General features: G+C 46.0%; 22 protein-coding genes. 8 read left to right on the top strand and 14 right to left on the bottom strand.

Annotated elements, in window-relative coordinates; all coding sequences use genetic code 11:
• The first annotated feature begins 8 nt into the window (after positions 1-8).
• The 4 genes from D5I41_RS10060 to D5I41_RS10045 are packed head-to-tail and all read left to right on the top strand — an operon-like array spanning position 9 to position 3,591.
• Entirely contained in the window at positions 9-1,835 is a 1,827-nt protein-coding gene (locus tag D5I41_RS10060) for a penicillin-binding protein activator (RefSeq protein WP_119009681.1), read from the top strand.
• On the top strand, positions 1,819-2,187 hold the full coding sequence (locus D5I41_RS10055) for a YraN family protein (protein ID WP_119009680.1): 369 nt from the start codon (positions 1,819-1,821) through the stop codon (positions 2,185-2,187). Before D5I41_RS10060 ends, D5I41_RS10055 begins: the two co-directional genes overlap by 17 nt.
• Positions 2,188-2,189: 2 nt before the next feature.
• On the top strand, positions 2,190-2,780 hold the full coding sequence (locus D5I41_RS10050; protein ID WP_017026832.1) for a phosphoheptose isomerase: 591 nt from the start codon (positions 2,190-2,192) through the stop codon (positions 2,778-2,780).
• A gap of 28 nt (positions 2,781-2,808) precedes the next feature.
• Positions 2,809-3,591 (top strand): BON domain-containing protein, encoded by a 783-nt coding sequence (locus tag D5I41_RS10045; RefSeq protein WP_119009679.1) that lies wholly within the window; start codon positions 2,809-2,811, stop codon positions 3,589-3,591.
• Between the two features lie 222 nt (positions 3,592-3,813).
• Here the strand turns inward: D5I41_RS10045 and sspB are convergent, their stop codons facing one another.
• The 8 genes from sspB to zapE all read right to left on the bottom strand — a co-directional run bounded on the left by sspB (position 3,814) and on the right by zapE (position 10,162).
• Positions 3,814-4,302, bottom strand: a complete 489-nt coding sequence (gene sspB / locus D5I41_RS10040; protein WP_017031317.1) for a ClpXP protease specificity-enhancing factor — start codon at positions 4,300-4,302, stop codon at positions 3,814-3,816.
• The gene (gene sspA / locus D5I41_RS10035) at positions 4,302-4,937 is read right to left on the bottom strand and encodes a stringent starvation protein SspA (RefSeq protein WP_017026829.1); all 636 of its coding nucleotides are present in this window, start codon (positions 4,935-4,937) and stop codon (positions 4,302-4,304) included. The genes sspB and sspA overlap by 1 nt, the downstream gene beginning before the upstream one ends.
• An 84-nt stretch (positions 4,938-5,021) precedes the next feature.
• Positions 5,022-5,759, bottom strand: coding sequence for a cytochrome c1 (locus tag D5I41_RS10030; RefSeq protein WP_119009678.1), 738 nt, complete (start codon positions 5,757-5,759; stop codon positions 5,022-5,024).
• Positions 5,759-7,021, bottom strand: a complete 1,263-nt coding sequence (locus D5I41_RS10025; protein ID WP_119009677.1) for a cytochrome b — start codon at positions 7,019-7,021, stop codon at positions 5,759-5,761. Before D5I41_RS10025 ends, D5I41_RS10030 begins: the two co-directional genes overlap by 1 nt.
• On the bottom strand, positions 7,021-7,611 hold the full coding sequence (petA, locus tag D5I41_RS10020) for a ubiquinol-cytochrome c reductase iron-sulfur subunit (protein WP_119009676.1): 591 nt from the start codon (positions 7,609-7,611) through the stop codon (positions 7,021-7,023). The genes D5I41_RS10025 and petA overlap by 1 nt, the downstream gene beginning before the upstream one ends.
• Positions 7,612-7,940: 329 nt before the next feature.
• The gene (gene rpsI, locus D5I41_RS10015) at positions 7,941-8,333 is read right to left on the bottom strand and encodes a 30S ribosomal protein S9 (RefSeq protein WP_017026825.1); all 393 of its coding nucleotides are present in this window, start codon (positions 8,331-8,333) and stop codon (positions 7,941-7,943) included.
• A gap of 15 nt (positions 8,334-8,348) precedes the next feature.
• Entirely contained in the window at positions 8,349-8,777 is a 429-nt protein-coding gene (gene rplM / locus D5I41_RS10010) for a 50S ribosomal protein L13 (protein ID WP_119009675.1), read from the bottom strand.
• A gap of 266 nt (positions 8,778-9,043) precedes the next feature.
• Positions 9,044-10,162, bottom strand: a complete 1,119-nt coding sequence (gene zapE, locus D5I41_RS10005) for a cell division protein ZapE (protein WP_119009674.1) — start codon at positions 10,160-10,162, stop codon at positions 9,044-9,046.
• 119 nt (positions 10,163-10,281) lie between these two features.
• On the opposite strand from zapE, the gene zapG reads away from it, so the two are divergent.
• The 3 genes from zapG (at position 10,282) to degS (ending at position 13,386) form a co-directional block, all read left to right on the top strand.
• Entirely contained in the window at positions 10,282-10,716 is a 435-nt protein-coding gene (zapG, locus tag D5I41_RS10000; protein ID WP_119009673.1) for a Z-ring associated protein ZapG, read from the top strand.
• Positions 10,717-10,829: 113 nt separating this feature from the next.
• Positions 10,830-12,200, top strand: a complete 1,371-nt coding sequence (locus D5I41_RS09995) for a Do family serine endopeptidase (protein ID WP_119009672.1) — start codon at positions 10,830-10,832, stop codon at positions 12,198-12,200.
• Positions 12,201-12,303: 103 nt separating this feature from the next.
• Complete coding sequence (gene degS, locus D5I41_RS09990; RefSeq protein WP_119009671.1) at positions 12,304-13,386, top strand: outer membrane-stress sensor serine endopeptidase DegS; 1,083 nt, start codon at positions 12,304-12,306, stop codon at positions 13,384-13,386.
• 55 nt (positions 13,387-13,441) lie between these two features.
• On the opposite strand, the gene parC is transcribed toward degS, so the two are convergent.
• The 6 genes from parC to nudF form a co-directional block, all read right to left on the bottom strand.
• Entirely contained in the window at positions 13,442-15,694 is a 2,253-nt protein-coding gene (gene parC / locus D5I41_RS09985) for a DNA topoisomerase IV subunit A (RefSeq protein ID WP_119009670.1), read from the bottom strand.
• A 2-nt stretch (positions 15,695-15,696) separates the two neighbouring features.
• Positions 15,697-17,577 carry a DNA topoisomerase IV subunit B gene (gene parE / locus D5I41_RS09980; protein WP_119009669.1) on the bottom strand — a complete coding sequence of 627 codons (1,881 nt, stop codon included), beginning with the start codon at positions 17,575-17,577 and terminating at the stop codon, positions 15,697-15,699.
• A gap of 453 nt (positions 17,578-18,030) precedes the next feature.
• The gene (gene yqiA / locus D5I41_RS09975; RefSeq protein ID WP_186811073.1) at positions 18,031-18,618 is read right to left on the bottom strand and encodes an esterase YqiA; all 588 of its coding nucleotides are present in this window, start codon (positions 18,616-18,618) and stop codon (positions 18,031-18,033) included.
• Positions 18,619-18,624: 6 nt separating this feature from the next.
• Positions 18,625-19,443: a 3',5'-cyclic-AMP phosphodiesterase gene (gene cpdA / locus D5I41_RS09970; RefSeq protein WP_119009667.1), complete on the bottom strand. Its 819-nt coding sequence runs from the start codon at positions 19,441-19,443 to the stop codon at positions 18,625-18,627.
• A 33-nt stretch (positions 19,444-19,476) separates the two neighbouring features.
• On the bottom strand, positions 19,477-19,917 hold the full coding sequence (locus tag D5I41_RS09965) for a DUF1249 family protein (RefSeq protein WP_119009666.1): 441 nt from the start codon (positions 19,915-19,917) through the stop codon (positions 19,477-19,479).
• On the bottom strand, positions 19,899-20,534 hold the full coding sequence (gene nudF / locus D5I41_RS09960) for an ADP-ribose diphosphatase (protein WP_119009665.1): 636 nt from the start codon (positions 20,532-20,534) through the stop codon (positions 19,899-19,901). Before nudF ends, D5I41_RS09965 begins: the two co-directional genes overlap by 19 nt.
• A gap of 261 nt (positions 20,535-20,795) precedes the next feature.
• Here nudF and tolC point away from each other — a divergent pair, with 261 nt between their 5' ends.
• Positions 20,796-22,112, top strand: coding sequence for an outer membrane channel protein TolC (gene tolC, locus D5I41_RS09955; RefSeq protein WP_119009664.1), 1,317 nt, complete (start codon positions 20,796-20,798; stop codon positions 22,110-22,112).
• The last annotated feature ends 50 nt before the right edge of the window (positions 22,113-22,162 follow it).

Here is a 22,162-nt window from a genome sequence, read left to right as displayed (position 1 = left end):
AAGAACTCATGGCGCAAAAAAATCGATCTGGATACAGTGTATCACGCATTCTTACTCCCATTGCATTGTCTGTACTTCTTGCGGCTTGTTCAAGTCCCTCTTCTGATCCAGAAGCTGCGCAACAATCCAATATTCTCAATCAGCCAACTCAAACCTCAGAATACTACCTGATTAAGGCTGATTCTTCTGACGGTTCCGAACAAATTGATTGGTTAATTTTATCTCTAAAAGCCGCAGTCGAAGAAGATAATGCTGGCCTAGCTAATCGTATTATCCAGCGTCTAGCACAGCAAAACATGTCACAGACACAACAAGCTGAATGGCAATTAGCACGAGCTCAGTTGCTTCTTAATGAAGAACAGCCAACCGATGCCTTAAAGCAACTTAACTTTCGCAATGAATGGCGACTAGAACGCACACAGTGGCAACGCTACTACGAGCTGCGCTCTGAGATCTACCAAGATCTTTATCAGCCATTAGATGCAGCAAGAGAACAAGTACTGCGCGCAGACTTTCTATCTGAAGAGCAACAGCAAGAGAACGTTGACCAAATCTGGGCATTAATGAACAGCGTCACTGTCGACGAACTCAAGGCAATGCAAATTGCTGAAAATGAACATGAGTTGAAGGGATGGCAAGAACTGGCTATCGACAACCAATCATACAGTCACAACCTTCCTAAGCTGCAAAAATCTCTGCAAGCTTGGATTGACGAGAACTTTAGCCACCCCGCAGCGCTCTATACGCCGCAGGAAATAAAAGACATTCTGGCTTTGGAGATCGTGCAACCAAACAAAACCGCACTGGTTCTTCCTCTAAGTGGCAAGTTTGCCAAGCAAGCTGAAGTTATCAGAGATGGTTTTGTTTTCGCTATGATGAATGATGAAGCTAGGCTTCCAGAAGCAGAGTACGTTGTTATTGATAGCAACAAAAACGACACAACTCAGATTCAGCAACAGCTGGAAGAGCAGAATGTTGACTTCGTGGTCGGTCCTTTGATGCGTAATACTATTGAAGAGCTGCAAGATATTCAGCAAGACAGCGACAACCCAGTCCCGATGCTGGCCCTTAACTTCCCGAAACAGATTCTAGAAGGCTCTGACTTCTGTTATGTAACCCTATCTCCAGAGCAAGAAGCGGCTGAGGCGGCAAGACACCTAGCGGATACTGGCGCTGAATACCCATTAATCATTGCACCACGTGGAAGCTACGGCCAGCGCATGGCTGAAGCGTTCAATGAAGAATGGAATAAGAACAACGATACCAAGAGTGCTATCTCTTACTTCCGCTCTCAAAACCAACTGCAGTTTGCTATCAATACCGTATTTGGCCTACAAGATAGCCAAAAACGCATCGCACAGATGGACAAGCTGATGGGTATGGAGATGGAGTCGGAGCAGCGCTCTCGCAGAGACATCGATGCCGTCTACATCATTGCAGGAGATTCTGAGCTTAACCTTATCAAGCCGTTTATTAACGTCGCTATTAACCCTGAGGCAACACCGCCTAAGTTGTATGCAAACTCTCGCAGCAACACTGGGGTGAAGCGTGAATCTCAAGACCTATCTGGTGTTATCTACAGTGACATTCCAATGTTGGTGGAGCCAAACGAAGAGTTAGACACTCAGATGCAAGGCATCTGGGAAAAATCGAGCAACCAGCAAAAACGCCTACGTGCACTGGGTATGGATGCTTACAGCCTGATCAATGCTTTGCCCAACATGAAAGTCAGCCCAGGGCATTCACTGCAAGGACATACCGGCGTCTTAAGCATCGATGAACAATGTGTAGTGCAGCGCCAGCTTAGCTGGGCAGAGTATGAGTCTACTAAATAGACTTGCCATTGGGCACAAATATGAGGCCAAAGCGCAGCGATATCTCGCGAAGCAAGGCCTCATCTTTTTAGAAAAGAATTTTCGCGCAAAATGTGGTGAAATTGACCTAATAATGCGCGATCAACGAGAGATTGTTTTTGTTGAGGTGAAATACCGAAAACAGCATCATTACGGTAGTGGAGCAGAAGCCGTTACCAAAGCTAAGCAATCAAAACTCAAAAAAACCGCTTTATTGTGGTTGAGTAAAAACAACCTCTCCCCTGATCACACCTATTTTCGATTCGATGTGGTGGCTCTAAGCAGTGAGCTTAGCCAAGTCGAGTGGATACAAAACGCAATTGTCGAAGGATAGAAATGCACGATAGCATAAAAGCCAGCTTTACAGAGAGTATACAGATTCAAATCGCGGCCGCTGAAGAGTTACCAGACGCCATCACACATGCAGCTCAAGCGATGGTGAGTACTCTGCTAAATGGTAAGAAGATTCTTTGTTGTGGTAATGGCGGCTCTAGCGCTAACTCACAGCAGTTCGTTTCTTGCCTTTTAAACCGCTTTGAGACAGAGCGCCCTAGCCTACCGGCGATGACGTTAACCTCAGATATTGCCACATTAACGGCGGTAGCCAACGATTATCACTATCAAGAGGTGTTTTCAAAACAAGTTAGAGCTATTGGTCAACAGGGCGACATCTTACTGGCGATCTCAACCAGTGGTAACAGCAAGAATATCATCAAAGCGATGGAAGCGGCAGTAACAAGAGACATGACCATCATTGCCCTGACAGGTAAAGATGGTGGTGAAATGGCGGGTCTTCTCGGCGAACACGACGTAGAAATCCGCATTCCATCTAACCGCACAGCGCGTATCCATGAAGTTCATATGCTGACGTTGCACTGTTTGTGTGACCTTATTGATCAGGTACTATTCCCCGAACACGTTGAATAAAATTCACTACTAGTGAGGATTTAGATCCATGTTGTACACTCGTAAACTCTCCTTATACGTCACGACCTTAGTGGCGTGTCTTCTACTCTCTGGTTGCGCGGGCATGTTTGTCAGCGATTCGTCCGATATCGTCACCGACGATCGCTCTACACGAGAAATCTGGAGCGACAATAACATTGAATTTGAAGCGGCCGCTTTGGGTAACAAACCGCCGTTCTCTGGTAAGGTGCGTGTTGCTGCTAGCTCCTTTAGAGGCAAAGTAGTCTTGATCGGTCAGGCGCCGACGGAAGAACTTAGTGCTCAAGTCGAAGAACATGTTGAAAAAATAGCAGGTGTTAAAAAGGTCTATAACCAACTGCGCACACAGCCGGTTATCAATGTCTCTCAGATGAGTCGTGATAGCTGGATCACCGCCAAGGTTAAATCCGCTCTAGTTAGAGAAGACAAACTAAAAGGCGTATCGGTGAAGGTAATTACCGAGAACAGCGAAGTCTTTCTTTTTGGCTATGTCACACCTGAAAGCGCTGATGTTGCCACAGATACAGCTCGTAACGTCAGTGGCGTAAAGCTGGTGATTCGAGGCTTTGAGATTGCCGACCTTGCCACCTTAGAGGCGAAAAAAGCCCCTGCACCTACCAGCGATGCTAAGGCACCTGCAGCAGAAGCCCCTGTCGTTGATGCTAGCGTAGAAGACGCAGCACCTGAACAAGCACCGCTAGTAGATAGCACAGCAGATGAGAGTGATATCATGGAAGGCGATGTGGTTATTGATCGCTCTGGAGATATCGTCGAAGAGTCCATTGAAAACTAACTCTCGCTTTAGAAAATAAAAGAGGAGCCCTAGGGCTCCTCTTTTTGTTTTCTTTGGTGTTATACCAATCGTAGTAAATAACTGGTCATTCTAGCTGGTTAAAAGGCTTGATAACTTCGTTAGAATTTTTGATTGTAGAATAACTACTTATCGAAAAATCCTGCCTTGTTCTCAAGCCTTATATCTGCGCTATTTCTGATCACTTAATTACTGTGATTGGTATTATTTCACCACGCGAAGGCTTGGACGACCTTTAGGTCTTGGCGGTTCATCATCAGGGTCTGGAGAAGGCTCTACTTCAACTTCTACTGTATCTTCAACCGCAGTTAAAGAGTCAGCGGAAGCCAGATGATTCTCTTCTTCCATCTCTAAGTTATCATCATAAGCCTCTTCAGGCTCAAACATTGTTCCTGCGCCATTTTCACGAGCATAGATAGCCTGAACAGCGTAGATAGGAACGATAACTGAGTGAGGTCGACCACCGAAACGAGCATGAAACGTTAATGCTTCATTACCAATCTCTAGGTTGCCTACAGCACGAGGGGCAACGTTCAAGATGATTTGTCCATCTTGTACATACTCTTCGGGTACGCGTACTCCCGGCATAGTAGCATCAACTACTAAGTGAGGAGTCAGTTCATTCTCCGCCAACCAGTCATAAAATGCGCGAAGCAGATACGGTCGACGGGGAGTCATTGCAGAAATATCCATTAACGAACTAGACGCATCTCACGTTCTGCTTCAGTTAAAGAAGCTAGGAATGAATCACGCTCAAATACACGGTTCATGTAGATCTTAAGTTCTTTTGAACCAGGACCTGTCAGCTCGATACCGAACGTAGGCAAGCGCCACAATAGTGGAGCAAGGTAGCAATCAATCAAGCTAAAGTCTTCACTCATGAAGTACTCGCTTTCTGCAAACAGAGGACCAAGCATTAGTAGATCGTTGCGCAGTTTTTGACGTGCTTTTTCTTGTTCTTCGCCCGTTGTAGCAATGATTTTCTCTGCAACGCTGTACCAGTTACGCTGGATGCGGTACATCATAAGACGATTCTTACCACGATCTACAGGGTATACAGGCATTAGCGGCGGATGCGGAAAACGCTCGTCTAGGTATTCCATGATGATCTTTGAATCGTACAGTGTCAGTTCACGATCAACGAGAGTTGGAACAGATTTGTATGGGTTCAATTCTGCAAGTTCAGCAGGTAGGTTCGCCTCGTCAACAAGTTCAACTTCGACGGCTACGCCTTTCTCAGCCAAAACGATACGTACCTGATGGCTAGCCATATCAGTAGCACTTGAGAATAGAGTCATCACAGAACGTTTATTGGCAGCTACAGCCATGAGCCCTCCAGTATAGTAATTTTAAATAGAAGAATGGAGGCAACACGCCTCCATTACAGAAATCAGCACGATATGATATCACAATCAGTGAATGTCACGCCAATACTCTTTATATAGAAGATAGCCAACACCAGTGAAAATCACTAGGAATAACAACACCCAAATACCCAAGTTCTCACGCTCAACCTGAACAGGGTCACCCGCATATTCAAGGAAGTTCACAAGGTCACGTACTGCGTCATCATATTCACTTTGACTTAGCTCACCAGTGCCGTCAGCTTTAACGCCGACAACCACTTGCTCCTCTTGACCACCCACCATTTTCGTTTCAAAAACAGGCTTAGGCACACCTTGCATCTCTTGCAACACATGAGGCATACCCACGCTTGGGAAGATCACGTTATTCACACCAAATGGGCGACTTGGGTCTTCATAGAAAGAACGCAAGTAGGTGTATAACCAATCTACACCGCGAACGCGAGCTGTTAGCGTTAGATCCGGTGGTGCAACACCAAACCACTTAGCGGCGTCTTCTGCTGGCATGTTGTTAACCATCAGTTCACCAATTGCGGCCTCTGAATCAAACATCAGATTTTCACGCATCAGGTCAATAGGAATATCGAGGTCTGTTGCAACACGTTCATAGCGTTGGTACTGCGTTGAGTGACAAGCAAAACAGTAGTTCATAAACGTCTGAGCACCACGCTGCAAAGACGCTTTGTCACGAATATCATTGTTTGCTTTATCCAGAGCGAAGTTACCGCCCGCTGCGAATCCAAGAGCAGGCACTAGCGCAAATAACAATACGAATAACTTTTTCATTATTTGGTGATCCTTGTCGGTAGTGTCTTAGTCTTTTCATTCTTGCTGTAGATAAACAACACAACGAAGAACATGAAGTAACCCACACTGAATAGACGCGATAGGTTCGTGTACAGCTCAGTTGCAGGCAGTGTACCTAGCACACCCAGACCAACAAACGATATCGTAAACTGGATCAAGTTCACTAGGTGCAGCTTACTGCGGTAGCGGAATGAGCGAACATTACAGCGGTCTAGCCAAGGCAGTAAGAACAACACAACGATTGAACCACCAAAGAAGACGAAGCCAATCAGCTTATCTGGAATAGCACGCAAAATGGCATAGTTTGGAGAGAAATACCAAACTGGCGCGATATGCTCAGGGGTCTTAAGTGGGTTAGCAACTTCGAAGTTAGGTGGCTCAAGGAACAAACCGCCCATCGCGGGTGCATAGAACAACACATAGCTAAAGAACAATAAGAATACGCCGACATAGAACAGGTCTTTTACCGTACCGTAAGGGTGGAACGGCATCGAGTCGATTATGTCGTATTTCTTGCTGTAGTCTTCGTGGAACTTGAACTCCGGCTCGTAATCATCACCCATAGTGCCTTTTGGCAGCTTAGTAACAATACCATCAGGGTTGTTAGAGCCTACTTCGTGCAGCGCTAAGATATGCAAAGCAACAAGCAGCAACAGAACGATTGGCAGAGCAATAACGTGCAGGGCGAAGAAGCGGTTTAGAGTTGCGCCAGAGATAACGTAATCGCCACGAATCCATAGCGTTAGGTCATCACCAATAACTGGAATTGCACCAAACAGACCGATGATTACCTGAGCACCCCAGTAAGACATTTGCCCCCAAGGTAGCATGTAGCCCATAAAGGCCTCAGCCATCAGAACCACAAACAACAACATACCAAATAACCACACGAGTTCACGTGGTTTTTGGTATGAACCGTAGATGAGGCCGCGGTACATATGCAGATAAACAACAATAAAGAAGAAAGATGCGCCGGTAGAGTGCATGTAGCGAAGAAGCCAACCGTATTCTACGTCACGCATGATGTATTCAACAGAAGCGAATGCGCCCTCTGCCGATGGTACGTAGTTCATGGTTAGCCAAATACCAGTAACGATCTGGTTGACCAAAACCAGCATTGCTAACGCACCAAAGATATACCAAAAGTTTGAGTTCTTTGGCTGTGGATACTCCGACATGTGCTTGCGGTAGGTATTCATAGCCGGGATGCGTTTTTCAATCCAGCCGAGTAAAGCCTCCATTACGCCTCTCCTTGGTCTTCGCCGATTAAAATAAGATTATCATCCAGATACATATGTGGCGGTACGGCTAGGTTATAAGGTGCAGGAACACCTTGGAAAACGCGTCCAGCCATATCAAATTTAGAACCATGACATGGGCAGAAGAATCCTGACTTCACGCCGCTCACTTGCTCGCCAAAGCTGCTCGGCAGATAGGTTGGAGAACAACCTAAGTGAGTACATAGGCCTACTGCGATAAAGATTTCTGGCTTCAAGGAACGATAAGGGTTTTGTGCGTAAGACGGTTGTTGTTCCTCAACTGAGTCTGGATCTCGTAATTGTTCAGCAAGCTGACCAAGTTCATCCAGCGTACCTTGTCCACGCTTAACAACCCAAACAGGTTGACCACGCCAGATTACACGGGCCATTTGCCCCTCTTCTAGCTTGCTGATATCGAACTCAACTGGAGCGCCAGCTGATTTAGCTCTCGCACTTGGATTCCAAGATTTGATAAAGGGTACAGCGACAGCTGCTGCTCCTAATCCCCCGACCACGGCGGTGGTGGCGGTTAGAAACTTGCGACGTCCATTATTTAGTGGCGCATTGCTCATCCAACATTCTCCCATTTGCTCCTTTGGATAGAATTACTCCTTCAACAGAGCACGGCTTAAAAATTCAAACTTTGATTCTATTTTTATGAGGGAAATGATAAAGAAAACGCTACTTTAAGACAAGATAAAGCTACTTTTTTACAACATATCTGAAGCAAATCAGAGCATAGGTCACAAAAGAGGTGAAAGTGAAACATTCACTGCGGAAGATACTAAGTAGAAAGGAATTTTTGAAGAGGTAAAAAAACAAAAAGCCCGGTATAAAACCGAGCTTTTTTGACACAATTCCAACCAAAAAGCTGGAGCATTGCTCTTTCTGAAAAGAAAGATTAACGCTTCGAGAACTGTGGCTTACGACGTGCTTTACGTAGACCAACTTTCTTACGTTCAACCTGACGTGCGTCACGTGTAACGTAGCCAGCTGCGCGTAGAGCAGGACGTAGAGTTTCATCGTATTCCATAAGAGCACGAGTGATGCCGTGACGGATAGCGCCAGCTTGACCAGAAATACCACCGCCAGAAACAGTGATGTATAGGTCTAGCTTGTCTAACATTTCAACTAGCTCAAGTGGCTGACGAACAACCATACGAGAAGTTTCACGACCAAAGTAAACATCAAGGCTACGCTTGTTGATTACGATGTTACCAGCACCCGGTTTAATGAAAACACGAGCAGCTGAGCTCTTGCGGCGACCAGTGCCGTAGTATTGATTCTCTGCCATTTCCAATTTCCCCGATTAGATGTCTAGTACTTGTGGTTGTTGAGCAGCATGGTTGTGCTCAGCGCCAGCGTATACTTTTAGCTTACGGTACATTGCGCGGCCTAGAGGACCACGTGGTAACATACCTTTAACAGCTAGTTCGATAACCATTTCTGGTTTCTTATCAATCAACTTTTCAAAAGTGATAGATTTTAGACCACCTGGGAATTCAGTGTGACGGTAATACACTTTACCTTTAGCCTTGTTACCAGTTACAGTAACTTTCTCAGCGTTAACAACGATGATGTAATCACCAGTGTCACAGTGAGGTGTGTATTCAGCTTTATGCTTACCGCGTAGGCGAGAAGCGATTTCAGATGCAAGACGACCTAGAGTTTTACCTTCAGCGTCTACAACATACCAGTCACGTTTTACTGTTTCTGGTTTAGCAACGAAAGTTTTCATGCTAATAATAACCCGTTAATTTGAATTTAAACTAAAAGGAGCAAATGCTCCCACTGTCTAAGAGCCCAGTCATCACCCCTTCGAGTGGTGGCACTCTTTGGTAAGTTTCAATAAAGAAAATCACCTGCAGTAACGGTGGGTCGCAGGATTATACCGAAGCCTACTAAAAACGCAATCCTATTTGAGAGTTTTTTGAACGCTTTTTAGTGCATAACACCAGAACACAAGGCGTGAATGCCTCTACTATATCCTAGCCACAGCATTAGCTAGGCAAGGTGTTCCTCAGCTAAATAGTCATTACTCTGCATCTCAGTGAGTCGCGATTCACAGCGCTGAAATTCAAATTCAAGTCGTCCACCCGCATACAATTCGCTCAAAGGCACTGCGGCAGCAATAATCAGGCAGACGCGCCTTTCATAGAACTCATCCACTAAGGCAATAAAGCGCCTCGCTGCATCATCGTTGCTCGCATCCAACTTAGGTACATCAGACAACAATACCGTGTGGTACTCCTTCGACAACTCAATGTAATCGTTTTGACTTCGAGCGGTTTGGCACAACTGAGCAAAGCTTGCCATCAGTACGCCATTGTATGCGCTTTGCACGTCTAACTGTCTGTGATTCACTTCTATCGTAGTCTCGGCCTCTCCGCTTTCTACCTTTATAGCACTCAAGGTTTCAAAATAAGCATCCAAGTTGTGTTGAGCTTGTAAATCTAGCGGGTAATGATAGAGCTCTGCTTGCTGCAATGTTCGCATACGAAAGTCATTTTCACTGTCTAGCTCAAAGATCTGACAGTTCTTTTCGATCAATTCGATTGCTGGCAAAAAGCGAGCTCGCTGTAAGCCATTTCTATACAACAGGTGTGGCGGAATGTTGGAGGTCGCGACTAAAATCATGTTTCGCGCAAACAATGCCTGAAACAAGGTGCCGAGCAACATGGCGTCTGTGATATCGGAGACAAAAAACTCATCAAAGCAGATAATATCGGCTTCACTCTTAAACTTATCAGCCACAATCTCTAAGGGGTCGCTTTGCTGTTGCAACTGCTTCAGTTCATCATGGACCCGATACATAAAGCGATGAAAGTGCATACGCATTTTCTTGTCGCCTGGGTACAACTCATAAAAGCTATCCATGAGGTAGGTCTTTCCACGACCGACCCCACCCCAAACATAGAGCCCTTGCGGAGCTAGTGGCTTGGTGGAGTCAGGCTTATTAAACCATTGACGCCAACCTTTTTTGGGCTCAGGAGCAGGAGTTTGAGCATATTGATGAAGCCGCTCGTACAAGTGTTCAAACGCTTGCACAGCCTTTTGCTGTTGAGGGTCAAATTGAAAACCGTGATGCTCGATATCGTATTGATATTTTTCTAAGGGTGTCATTTTAAATGATGAACTACATTAGATTCTTTATTGGATAAGATTCTCATAGTAACATGAGGTATGTTGCAGTGTAAGAACACGGTAACTAGATTGTTAACAGATTAACAAAAGGAAATGCTATGCCTTGGATTTATGCGATCGTCGGCCTATTCGTGGGTATCATCATCGGTGTGATCATCTCTCGCGTCACCACCCCGCAATATCAAAAACAGAAAGAATTACAAAAAGAACTAGAAACCTCTAAGTTTGAGCTTGAGCAACAGCGACAAGATTTGAATGATCACTTCTCTGAATCAGCTCAGATTCTTGATAATATTGGGAAAGAATATCGCAAGCTCTACGAGCACATGGCGAACACATCCAACGAGCTACTACCGAACCTCCCAGCTCAAGACAATCCTTTTGCCGAGCGCCTTGGAGCAAGTGAAGCAAGCTCAGAAACTAATACCTCAGGCAATGAAGCGCCAAAGGATTATGCAAACGGTGCAACCGGCATGCTGAAGGAAGAACAGAAAGAAATATTGAAAGCGCCTGAAGCAATCAAGGCAACATAGTTCTGCCTACTCAAAAGCTTGAGGCTACCCACACGTTCTAGAATTATCTCTAGCTACGGAACTTGCTCAAATTTTTTATGTCTCAAACTTCATATTATTAAAAGGAGTTAACGATGAAAAAACCTTTGCTTGCCTTGTCTGTTGTAGCCTTGAGCTTGGGATCTATTATTGCACCGCTACATGCTGGTGCCGCCCTACCCGTTCAGGTTGAAGGCAATGAACTCCCGAGCTTAGCACCTATGCTTGAGCGCGTTTCACCGGCGGTAGTCAGCATTGCTGTTGAAGGCACTCAAGTATCAACTCAACGCATTCCTGAAAGCTTTCGTTTCTTCTTCGGTGACGAATTTCCCACGGACCAAGTTCAAGAGCGCCCATTTCGAGGACTAGGCTCTGGCGTTATTATTGATGCAGACAAAGGCCACATCGTCACTAACTACCACGTTATCAATGGCGCTGATACCATCAAAGTACAGCTCACCGATGGGCGTGAATACGATGCAGAGCTTGTCGGCGGCGACAAAATGTCTGATATCGCCCTGCTCAAACTAAAGAAGAAGGCGAAAGGATTAACCGAAATAAAGCTAGCGGACTCGGATAAGCTGCGTGTGGGTGATTTTACCGTTGCTATTGGCAACCCATTTGGGCTTGGCCAAACCGTGACGTCTGGCATTGTATCTGCACTCGGTCGCAGTGGGCTGAATCTTGAAAACCTTGAGAACTTCATCCAAACCGATGCGGCGATTAATAGTGGTAACTCAGGTGGAGCGCTGGTTAACCTTAATGGCGAGTTGATTGGTATCAACACCGCGATTCTAGGGCCTAATGGTGGCAATGTAGGTATAGGGTTTGCAATTCCTTCGAATATGATGCGTAACCTAACCGATCAGATCATTGAGTTTGGTGAGGTTAAGCGGGGCATGTTAGGCGTACAAGGTGGTGAAATCACCGCTGAGCTCGCTGAAGCGCTAGGCTATGAGTCAAGCCGAGGTGCCTTCGTAAATCAAGTCATGCCAGATAGCGCGGCTGATGAGGCGGGCTTGCAAGCGGGAGATATCATTGTCTCTATTGACGGCAAGCGCATTGATACCTTCAGTGAGCTTCGCGCTAAAGTAGCTACACTGGGAGCTGGAAAAGAGATCAAACTAGGTGTTATCCGTGATGGCGACAAAAAGGAGTTTGATGTCACGCTCGGTGAGTCTCAGCTCCAGCAAACTAAAGCTGAACAACTTCATCCAGGGTTGACCGGTGCTGCGCTAAGCAATACTAAAGACTCTGATGGGTACAAAGGTGTGAAAGTGACCTCTGTTGCCGAAGGTTCTCCGGCCGCTTCATATCAAATCGAGCAAGGCGACATCATTGTCGGAGTTAATCGCCAAGAAGTTGCTAACCTCGGTGAGTTCCGAGATGTCTTAGAAAAGCAAGATGGTGTATTAGCACTTAACATTCTGCGTGGTGATCGCAAAGTGGTTATTGTTGTTAGATAGAGCAAACCATTGACTTAATTAGGGAAGCCCAGCGGCTTCCCTTTTCTTTACTCAAAATTGAGTGTTATGCTTTGCTGTAATACACCGCACTTTTGAGGGAAACATGCTGAGATTTTTATTGCGCTCTATTTTACTTGGGTTGGTTGCAGCCGCCTTGGTAATTGCTGTGGTACCCGATCTGCGTAGTAAAATCATACCCGCACCAACCGAACCTCATGAAGCGCTAGTCGCATCCGGTCCAATCTCATTCAATCAAGCCGTGAGACGTGCCGCCCCAGCAGTCGTTAATATCTACAGTCGCCAATACTCTGAAGATAATCGCAGTAAACTAAAAACTCAGGGTTTGGGATCTGGCGTCATAGTGAATGACAAGGGTTATATCATTACTAATTATCATGTGGTCGCCAGCGCCGATCAGGTGATTGTCGCCTTACAAGATGGTCGAGTAGCCAGCGCACAATTAATTGGCCAAGACAGACGAACCGACATTGCTGTATTGCAAATATCCATGTCAGATCTCCCCGTCATCCCTCTAAATCCAGACTATTCGGCAAAGGTCGGCGATATTGTACTTGCGATAGGCAACCCCTATAACCTTGGGCAAACCACCACCTTTGGCATTATCTCAGCCACTGGACGCTCATCTATAAGTACCGATGGAAGACAGGCCTTCATTCAAACCGATGCAGCAATTAATGAAGGTAACTCAGGTGGCGCCTTGGTGAACTCCCAAGGCGAACTCGTCGGAATCAACACCGCCTCCTTCCAGCAAGCCACCGATCTTGAAACCTACGGTATCTCCTTTGCCATTCCGCAAAAACTTGCTTCGAAGATCATGAATAAAATCATTGCTGATGGTCGCGTCATCCGTGGCTACATTGGTGTTGATGGCCAAGACATCAGCTCTATGACCAACCGTTTGCTCGCTGGCAATTTCACCGGCGGAATTATTGTCTTAGGGGTCGAGCCCGGCGGTCCAGCGGATAAAGCCGGCATCAAGGCACAAGACATCATAGTAAAAATTGGTGATATGGTTGCAGACAATAGACAGAATGTAATGGATGCGGTGACGGATGCTCGCCCTGGCGCTGAAGTACAAGTGGTGGTGGTTAGAGATGGAAAACAAAAAGAGCTAACCGTTGAGATTGGTGAAGACACCAGAAACTTCACTCCCCAAAAACAATAGCTAATAAAAAAACCGCCGAGGCGGTTTTTTATTAATGGATCAAACTGAAATCAACTTACTCTTTAGTCTGCACTTCGATCTCGGTAACTCGCTGCAAGCCACGCGGTAGCATTGCACCACGACGTCCTCTTTCGCCCCTGAAGTTTTCAAGGTCAGCTGGTTTCAGACCAAGCTTACGTTTGCCCGCGTACAGAGTAATGGTTGCGTCAGCAGGTATAGAAATCAGCTGAGTAACGAACTCCTCTCTGCTCTTCGCTTTTGCAGAAGGAATATTGATGATCTTATTACCCTTACCCTTACCAAGTTGTGGCAGATCTTTTATTGCAAAGATCAGCATGCGGCCAAGGTTAGTTATCGCTAAGATTTCATCACTATCAAGGTCTGATATCGCACTTGGTGACATGATCTCTGCCGCCTGCGGTAGGTTAACTAAAGCCTTACCACTGCGGTTTTTCGACAATAAGTCACTACCGCGACAAACAAACCCATAGCCTGCATCAGAGCCCACTAGCCATAACTGCTCATCATCCCCCATTAGAACCTGTCGAATGCTAGTTCCAGTTGAGATATTCAAACGCCCAGTAATCGGCTCGCCCTGGCTTCTTGCGGAAGGCAGCGAATGCGATTCTAATGAATAACTTCGCCCATCAGAGCCTAAGAACACGGCCTGCTGATTACTCTTACCCCTTGCTGAAGTAAGGAACTTGTCACCAGACTTATAGTTTAGAGTAGAAGCATCAACCTCATGACCTTTGGCATGACGAATCCAGCCCTTCTCTGACAAGACTACGGTGATAGGTTCGCTTGGTAGTAGATCTTTCTCTGTCAGTGCTCTTGCTTCCGCACGCTCAACAATTGGAGAGCGGCGATCATCACCAAATTTATCGGCATCCGCTTGAAGTTCCTTCTTAAGGAGCGTATTCATGCGTCGTTCAGAACCAAGCAATAACTCTAACTGCTTACGCTCTTTTTCTAGCTCATCTTGCTCACCGCGGATCTTAAACTCTTCCAATTTCGCCAATTGGCGTAATTTGGTGTCCAAGATTGCATCCGCTTGAATCTCAGAAAGCTCAAAGCGAGACATCAATACCGCTTTTGGATCATCCTGTGTACGGATAATCTCAATCACTTCATCGATGTTCAGGTAGGCAACTAATAAGCCCTCAAGAATATGCAAACGCGCCATGATTTTGTCAAGGCGATACTGCAAGCGACGACGCACGGTTGCACGGCGAAACTCAATCCACTCTTTTAGAATCTGAACAAGGCCTTTCACCTGAGGTCGCTTGTCTAAACCAATCATATTCAGGTTAACGCGGTAGTTCTTCTCTAAATCCGTTGAAGCGAATAAGTGATTCATTAACTGATCACAATCCACACGGTTTGAGCGAGGCACGATAACAATTCGTGTTGGGTTCTCATGATCAGATTCGTCACGAAGATCGTCCACCATAGGTAGTTTCTTCGCGCGCATTTGACTCGCTATTTGCTCAAGCAGTTTAGAACCCGAAACCTGATGTGGCAGAGCGGTAATGACGACGTCACCGGCTTCTTTATGCCATACCGCGCGCATCTTAATGCTGCCACGTCCAGTACGATAGATCTTCTCAATATCGGGTTTTGGCGTGATGATCTCGGCTTCTGTTGGATAATCTGGCCCCTGCACAAATTGCATAACATCTGGCAATTCTGCTTTGGGATTGTCAATCAAGGTCATGGTGGCATCGGCCACTTCACGCACATTGTGCGGCGGTATGTCGGTTGCCATACCAACGGCAATACCCGTAATGCCGTTAAGCAGAATATGCGGCAGGCGCGCAGGCAACATTTGAGGCTCTTTCATAGAACCATCAAAGTTTGGTTGCCATTCAACCGTGCCTTGACCTAGTTCGCCAAGTAGCACCTCAGCAAACTTAGAAAGTTTGGATTCGGTGTAACGCATTGCAGCAAAGGATTTCGGGTCATCTGGAGCACCCCAGTTACCTTGCCCGTCGACGAGCGGATAACGATAGGTAAATGGCTGCGCCATCAATACCATGGCTTCGTAACACGCAGAATCGCCGTGTGGATGGTACTTACCGAGTACATCACCCACGGTACGTGCTGATTTCTTATATTTAGCCGAAGCCGATAAGCCTAGCTCTGACATCGCATAAATAATACGACGCTGAACCGGCTTTAAGCCGTCACCGATATAAGGCAATGCACGATCCATAATCACGTACATTGAATAATTTAGATAGGCGTCTTCAGTGAATTTGCGCAGCGGAAGCTGCTCTACGCCATCATATGTAATCTCGTTCGACATTCTTATACCTCGGCCATATCGCCGTTACTTTGCAGCCAATGACGGCGATCGTCCGCGCGTTTCTTGCCCAACAGCATGTCCAGCATTTCCATTGTCTGTTCATCATCATCTATCGTCAGTTGCACTAGACGACGAGTATTAGGGTCCATCGTAGTTTCGCGAAGTTGCAGTGGGTTCATTTCACCCAAGCCTTTAAATCGTTGTACATTGATCTTGGCTCGCTTCTTACTTAAACGCTCAAGTACCCCTTCTTTTTCGTCTTCATCAAGGGCATAAAACACCTCTTTGCCACAATCAATTCTGAACAGCGGTGGCATGGCAACGTAGACGTGACCTGCACGTACTAGCGAGCTGAAATGACGAGTAAATAGGGCACAAAGCAAGGTTGCGATATGCAACCCATCGGAGTCCGCATCCGCTAGAATACAGATCTTACCGTAACGCAGACCATCTAGGCTTTCGGTATCGGGGTCTATACCAAGAGCCACAGAAATATCATGTACCTCTTGCGAAGCCAGTACCTGATCAGCACTGACTTCCCACGTATTAAGGATCTTACCGCGCAGGGGCATAATGGCTTGAAACTCGCGATCGCGGGCCTGCTTAGCCGAGCCACCCGCAGAGTCACCCTCCACTAGGAAGAGTTCTGTACGAGCCAAATCTTGTACTGAGCAATCAGTCAATTTACCAGGCAGTGCTGGGCCAGAGGCTACCTTCTTACGCACCACTTTTTTGCTTGCTCGCATGCGGCGATGCGCATTGGCAATACACGCGTCTGCTAGCTGTTCAGCAATATGCGGGGTTTCATTCAACCAAAGACTAAACCCGTCCTTCACCACACCAGAAACAAACGCGGCACATTGACGTGAAGAGAGACGCTCTTTGGTTTGTCCTGCAAATTGCGGGTCTTGCATCTTGATTGATAGCACGTAAGAACAGCGCTCAAATACATCGTCACCGGTCAGTTTTACGCCACGAGGTAGCAGGTTGCGGAATTCACAAAATTCACGCATCGCATCCAGCAGTCCCTGACGTAGACCATTAACATGAGTACCACCTTGAGGGGTAGGGATCAGGTTAACGTAGCTCTCAGTGATGAGTTCACCACCCTCTGGTTGCCAGATAATCGCCCAATCAGCGGCCTCAGTTTCTGCAGAGAACTGGCCAGTAAATGGGGTTTCTGGTAGCAGTGTGTACCCTTTAACACCTTCGGCTAGGTAATCTTTTAGGCCACTTTCGTAATACCACTTATGATCCTTTCCGTTCACTTTATCGCTAAAAGTGATTTCAAGACCTGGGCACAGAACCGCTTTCGCTCTTAGATTGTTGATCAGTCGAGTGACTGAGAAATTGCCCGAGTCGAAGTATTTACTGTCAGGCCAGAAGTGAACGCTTGTACCACTGTTGCGTTTGCCGCAAGTGCCAACCACGGTCAGGTCTTGTACTTTGTCGCCATGCTCAAAAGCAATCTGATATACCTGACCGTCACGACGAACATTGACCTCAACGCGCTTAGAGAGTGCGTTTACAACAGAAATACCCACGCCGTGCAAACCGCCTGAGAATTGGTAGTTCTTGTTGGAGAACTTACCGCCCGCATGCAGCTTACATAGAATAAGTTCAACACCTGACACGCCTTCCTCTGGGTGGATATCCACCGGCATACCACGACCATCATCAATGACTTCTAGAGATTGATCGGGATGAAGAATAACTTGTACTTTAGACGCATGCCCTGCTAACGCTTCATCGACACTGTTATCGATAACTTCTTGCCCAAGGTGGTTGGGACGCACAGTGTCGGTATACATGCCCGGGCGACGGCGGACTGGCTCTAGGCCATTTAAGACCTCTATCGCCCCAGCGTTATATTGTTCAGTCATAATTTGAAAATTTACTCTTGGCGTTGTTAAACATCGCTTCTCATCAATGAGAAAAGTCGCAACCTACTTGGTTGGAGTGTTTCTGTGTATCGAAACTCAGAAACCCTGACTCGCACCACATCGGGTGCAAATAGCTGTTTAGCGTTGAATGTAGATGAATTGAGTTTGAAGTGTTCGTAAGTCTTCCACAAACCGCGATACAACTTGGCTACATTACATAGTCTGGCGCTGTGGCAGTTATGTCAAGTTTGCACTGACTTCCTGATTAAAAAGCATGATGATTGTGTGCTATTCAGGCAATTCACATGCAATGAGATTAAGGTTTAGCCTAGGGCCTGCTGACCTTTTGCGATTAAGTTTTGCTCGATCAGAAGTTATTTAATCGAGACGAGTGGCTTGCCGCTTAGCCATCTAAGTAAAAGACGCTCAATGACGAGTAAATGGCTTCTGGCCCTAAAGTTGAAGAAACTCTACTATCGCGCTTGGGTAGCGCTCAAACCCAACAAAACTATGATTACCGCCCTCTTCGACGGTTTGTTTGCACCCGTGGTATTTATCTACCGCTTGCTGGTAATTCAGAACTTCATCACCTTGTTGCTGTAGCAACCAAAAATCAGACGTATTGTTGATCTCTGGCACATCGATGGCGCGAAGCTGCTCAACATGTACAGATTCTAATAAATACTGTTCTTGAGTATATGGGTTCAGCTGTGGTCCAAGAAAATCTTGCAACAGTTCATAAGGCTTGACTGCAGGGTTTACCAATGCCGCTTTGAAGCCGTATTTTTTGTTGAGCCACGTCGATAAATAGCCCCCCATAGAGCTTCCCACTAGTCCCACTTGATATTCCAAGATCAGCTCATCACACAACTGCTCGAGCATTTGAACACAAGACTCAGGATAAACCGGCAATTGAGGTGCAACAAAGCGAATATCTGGCCGATACTCAGCGCAGAACTCAGCCATAACTTGCGCCTTTAGAGACTGCGGAGAGCTATTGAAGCCGTGCAAATAAAGAAGTAGTGCTGGCTTGGACTGAATCGGCATTTAGTACCCTTCAGCCTCGAAATCAGGGATAAAGCAGCCCTCTTCTAGTCGATGCACTTGTGACTCTAATTGACCATCTTTATGCAGTTGTAAGTGACGCCAGCCTGGAGATAAGGTATCGAGAGCAAATTCATCGTTGTTTGCTTTAAATTGGATACACGTTGACGGGGTCGCCAGAACGCGAACACCGTTATGTTCTTTTTCAAAATCTTGATGCACATGTCCGCCTAGTACTGCACGAACATTTTGATGTCGTCCTAGCACTTCCCAAAATTGATGAGCACGTTGCAGTTTGTGCTGATCTAACCAAGCGCTACCAATCGGCAGAGCGTTATGGTGCAGCAATACGAGAGTATGTCGCTCTGGAAACTCAGCCAGTTTATTGTGAAGCAATTCAAGCTGATCTGTCTCAAGGTAGCCGTGCGGCAGGCCCTCAACTTGGCTGTCGAGCATGATGATTTGCCAGTATTCGCCAGCGAGCACATGCCCTACTTCTTGGATCTGAGGTGAAGGTAATACAGTGACCATATTCGACTTTTGGTCATGGTTGCCAGGTAACCAATAGCATTGCTTTTCGAGGGGTTTGATTCCATCAGCAAAGCGAGTATAGGAAGCTGCAGAGTGATCTTGAGAAATATCTCCTGTCGCCACAATCGCGTCAAACTCAACATTTCGTTCAACGATATCGTTTACAGTTGCAATGAAGCTCTGACCTGTATTAACACTTAGCAGACATCCTTCGTCGTCAGCGAATAAGTGTGTATCTGTAATCTGTACTAATTGGACGGTCTCTTCCGTCGCAACTATCTGTGGTTCCACAATCTGTCTTTCCAATTTTATTTTTGCCTGAGCTCACAGTAAGGGCTCTCTACTGATACCCATTTTTAGGCAGAATGTCAGCCAGTCTCCAAGGAATTGATTGAGCTGGTGCTTTTCATCCTTCTGCATCATTCTTTTGTTGGGGTAATCGTATCTTGCATGAGTTACCCTCATTTTTTCACTTGCACACACTTCTGCAACCCTTGCGTCGTGATATAAGCGCACAGTCATGTGCGGAAGTGGAAAAGTGGGAGCTTCATCACACTGAAACACATCAACTAAGGTCGTGTAGCGAGTTATCTCAAGCACATTTATCTGATAAACCTGAGATTGAACTTGATAGGTTCGCTTGTTTCCAACTTCAGGTTGGCGAGGAAGTAGAGCGTTTAATTTGGCGTAGTTGGTCTCGTACAGTCGCATGAGTCCTGCAAAATCAACATGATAATTTGAACCCACTAGCCTTGAACTGCCCATTGCGCCCTCAGTTGTTGGTGATTCAGCATCAGCCATTGAATCGTAATAATTGATGCTGCGTTCTCAATTGTACCATTTTTAACCATCTCATAAGCTTCCTCTCTGGTCAAAATATGAACACGAATATCTTCACCTTCTGACTCTAATCCAAACACACCAGCTGAAGTTGGTGCTTTGATCTGCCCGACGAACAACTCCAATCGCTCCGAGCATCCGCCGGCCGATGGATAATAGCCACTAATGTGTTTTATATGGGTCACGTCAAGGCCAGCCTCTTCCACCGCTTCTCGTTTTGCCACATCTATAGGGTCTTCACCCTCTTTATCTAACATTCCAGCCACGATTTCTAACTGCCAGGGTCTTGCCTCACCTAGCGCGCCCACTCGAATCTGCTCTACCATTACTACCTGATCAGTTACCGGATCATAAGGCAACATAGCAACGGCATGCCCCCGCTCAAACAGCTCACGCTCAATCTCTTCACTCCATCCACCAGCAAACAAACGATGGCGAAACTTCACTTTGACTAGGCTAAAGAAGCCTTTAAACAAGGTATCAGTCGCAAGGATTTCGACGTCATCGTTGTGAAAAGTAGGATAGGAGCTATCGTTGGACATAGAGGTTCTCTGCAGTAAGTAATTGAACAAACCTATCAAGTGTAGACAGCGTTGACCATCAAATTACTCCCACGTCTTCAGAAAGATTACCGCAGCCTTATATAAGATCATGAAAGTTTTGAACTAAGGCATGTAACAATAGGGTTTTTACTCGTTTTTGTAGTACTCTATACAAGACTGTGTAAAATCGACCCACATAGAAACACAGAACTATAATCTAGTTATTAAACACGAATTTAAGTAGCAGGAAGAGTTACGACAATGAAGAAAGCGCTGTCCATTTTAGTATCAATTTCACTAGGTGGGTTATCTCTACCCACTATGGCGGAGAATCTAGCTGCCGTTTACAACCAGGCCAAGAATAGCGACCCAACGCTTTTACGCTCTGCTGCTCAACGCGATGCGGCTTTTGAATCCGTCACCTCATCACGCAGTACCTTGCTACCTCAAATTAACCTAACTGCTGGTTACAACTATGGCGAGAGCTACTTTGGAGCAGAAGACAATGCATTTACCGCAGGTATTGGTCTAAGCCAAGAGCTTTATCAACGCTCTAGCTGGGTAACTCTTGAGACTGCAGAGAAGAACGCACGTCAGGCCGACTCTGCATATGCAGCGCAGCAGCAAGAACTGATCCTTCGAGTAGCAACGGCTTACTTTGAAGTACTGCGTGCTCAAGACAGCCTAGAATTCGTACAAGCCGAAAAAAGTGCGGTTGAACGCCAGCTTGATCAAGAGAAACAACGCTTTGAAGTAGGTCTATCGGCGATCACTAACGTGCACGAAGCTCAAGCTGAGTACGATAGCGTTCTAGCCGAAGAAGTTATCGCTCGAAACAACCTAGTAAACAGCTATGAAACACTGCGTGAAATCACGGGTATAGGTCATCAGAATTTAGATATTCTAGATATTGAGCGCTTCTCTGCCTCTAAGTCAGATAAGTCTACAGACGCACTGGTGGATCAAGCTCAATCGCAAAACCTAAGCTTGCTAGCAGCACGTATTAACCAAGACATTGCTCGTGATAACATTCGCCTAGCAAGTTCTGGCCACCTACCATCACTGACCTTCGATGCTAGTGCTGGTTATGCTAACGGTACTCTTAGTGATCAAGATGTTGACGACACTAACTACAACCTAGGTATCAACCTTTCTGTACCTCTTTATACTGGTGGTAGCGTTACGTCTCAAGTTAAGCAAGCTGAGTACAACTACGTAGCGGTAAGCGAAGACTTAGAAGCGTCTTATCGTTCAGTTGTGAAAACAGTTCGCGCATCAAACAACAACATCGATGCAACCATCGGCTCTATCCGCGCATTCGAGCAATCTTTGATCTCTGCTGAATCCGCATTAGCGGCAGTAGAAACAGGCTATGAAGTAGGTTCGCGTACCATCGTTGACGTTCTAGACTTCACTCGCCGTGTGTTTGAGGCAAAACGTAACCTATCTGATGCTCGTTACAACTACATCATCAGTGTACTTCAGTTAAAAGAAGCGGTTGGCACTCTTAACGAACAAGACATTCTTGAGATAAATAACGGCTTGATTGCTTCAAAAACAGATCCACTAGCATCATAATCTAGCGCTAGTAAATGGTTGAAATAAAAAAGGGCTGGTCATTGACCAGC

The sequence above is a fragment of the Vibrio superstes genome, from assembly GCF_003569005.1.
Taxonomy (GTDB): Bacteria; Pseudomonadota; Gammaproteobacteria; order Enterobacterales; family Vibrionaceae; genus Vibrio; species Vibrio superstes.
Note: the sequence above shows the minus strand (reverse complement) of the source record. Positions and strands in the feature narration are given on the sequence as shown.

Coding starts and splice junctions, on each gene's coding strand:
- D5I41_RS10055 (WP_119009680.1), top strand. CDS start 1,819: ATGAGTCTACTAAATAGACTTGCCATTGGGCACAAATATGAGGCCAAA.
- zapG (WP_119009673.1), top strand. CDS start 10,282: ATGCCTTGGATTTATGCGATCGTCGGCCTATTCGTGGGTATCATCATC.
- degS (WP_119009671.1), top strand. CDS start 12,304: ATGCTGAGATTTTTATTGCGCTCTATTTTACTTGGGTTGGTTGCAGCC.
- tolC (WP_119009664.1), top strand. CDS start 20,796: ATGAAGAAAGCGCTGTCCATTTTAGTATCAATTTCACTAGGTGGGTTA.
- petA (WP_119009676.1), bottom strand. CDS start 7,611: ATGAGCAATGCGCCACTAAATAATGGACGTCGCAAGTTTCTAACCGCC.
- D5I41_RS10060 (WP_119009681.1), top strand. CDS start 9: ATGGCGCAAAAAAATCGATCTGGATACAGTGTATCACGCATTCTTACT.
- parE (WP_119009669.1), bottom strand. CDS start 17,577: ATGACTGAACAATATAACGCTGGGGCGATAGAGGTCTTAAATGGCCTA.
- D5I41_RS10050 (WP_017026832.1), top strand. CDS start 2,190: ATGCACGATAGCATAAAAGCCAGCTTTACAGAGAGTATACAGATTCAA.
- sspB (WP_017031317.1), bottom strand. CDS start 4,302: ATGGATATTTCTGCAATGACTCCCCGTCGACCGTATCTGCTTCGCGCA.
- sspA (WP_017026829.1), bottom strand. CDS start 4,937: ATGGCTGTAGCTGCCAATAAACGTTCTGTGATGACTCTATTCTCAAGT.
- D5I41_RS09965 (WP_119009666.1), bottom strand. CDS start 19,917: ATGGGCAGTTCAAGGCTAGTGGGTTCAAATTATCATGTTGATTTTGCA.
- D5I41_RS10030 (WP_119009678.1), bottom strand. CDS start 5,759: ATGAAAAAGTTATTCGTATTGTTATTTGCGCTAGTGCCTGCTCTTGGA.
- D5I41_RS10025 (WP_119009677.1), bottom strand. CDS start 7,021: ATGGAGGCTTTACTCGGCTGGATTGAAAAACGCATCCCGGCTATGAAT.
- rpsI (WP_017026825.1), bottom strand. CDS start 8,333: ATGGCAGAGAATCAATACTACGGCACTGGTCGCCGCAAGAGCTCAGCT.
- parC (WP_119009670.1), bottom strand. CDS start 15,694: ATGTCGAACGAGATTACATATGATGGCGTAGAGCAGCTTCCGCTGCGC.
- D5I41_RS10045 (WP_119009679.1), top strand. CDS start 2,809: ATGTTGTACACTCGTAAACTCTCCTTATACGTCACGACCTTAGTGGCG.
- zapE (WP_119009674.1), bottom strand. CDS start 10,162: ATGACACCCTTAGAAAAATATCAATACGATATCGAGCATCACGGTTTT.
- rplM (WP_119009675.1), bottom strand. CDS start 8,777: ATGAAAACTTTCGTTGCTAAACCAGAAACAGTAAAACGTGACTGGTAT.
- nudF (WP_119009665.1), bottom strand. CDS start 20,534: ATGTCCAACGATAGCTCCTATCCTACTTTTCACAACGATGACGTCGAA.
- D5I41_RS09995 (WP_119009672.1), top strand. CDS start 10,830: ATGAAAAAACCTTTGCTTGCCTTGTCTGTTGTAGCCTTGAGCTTGGGA.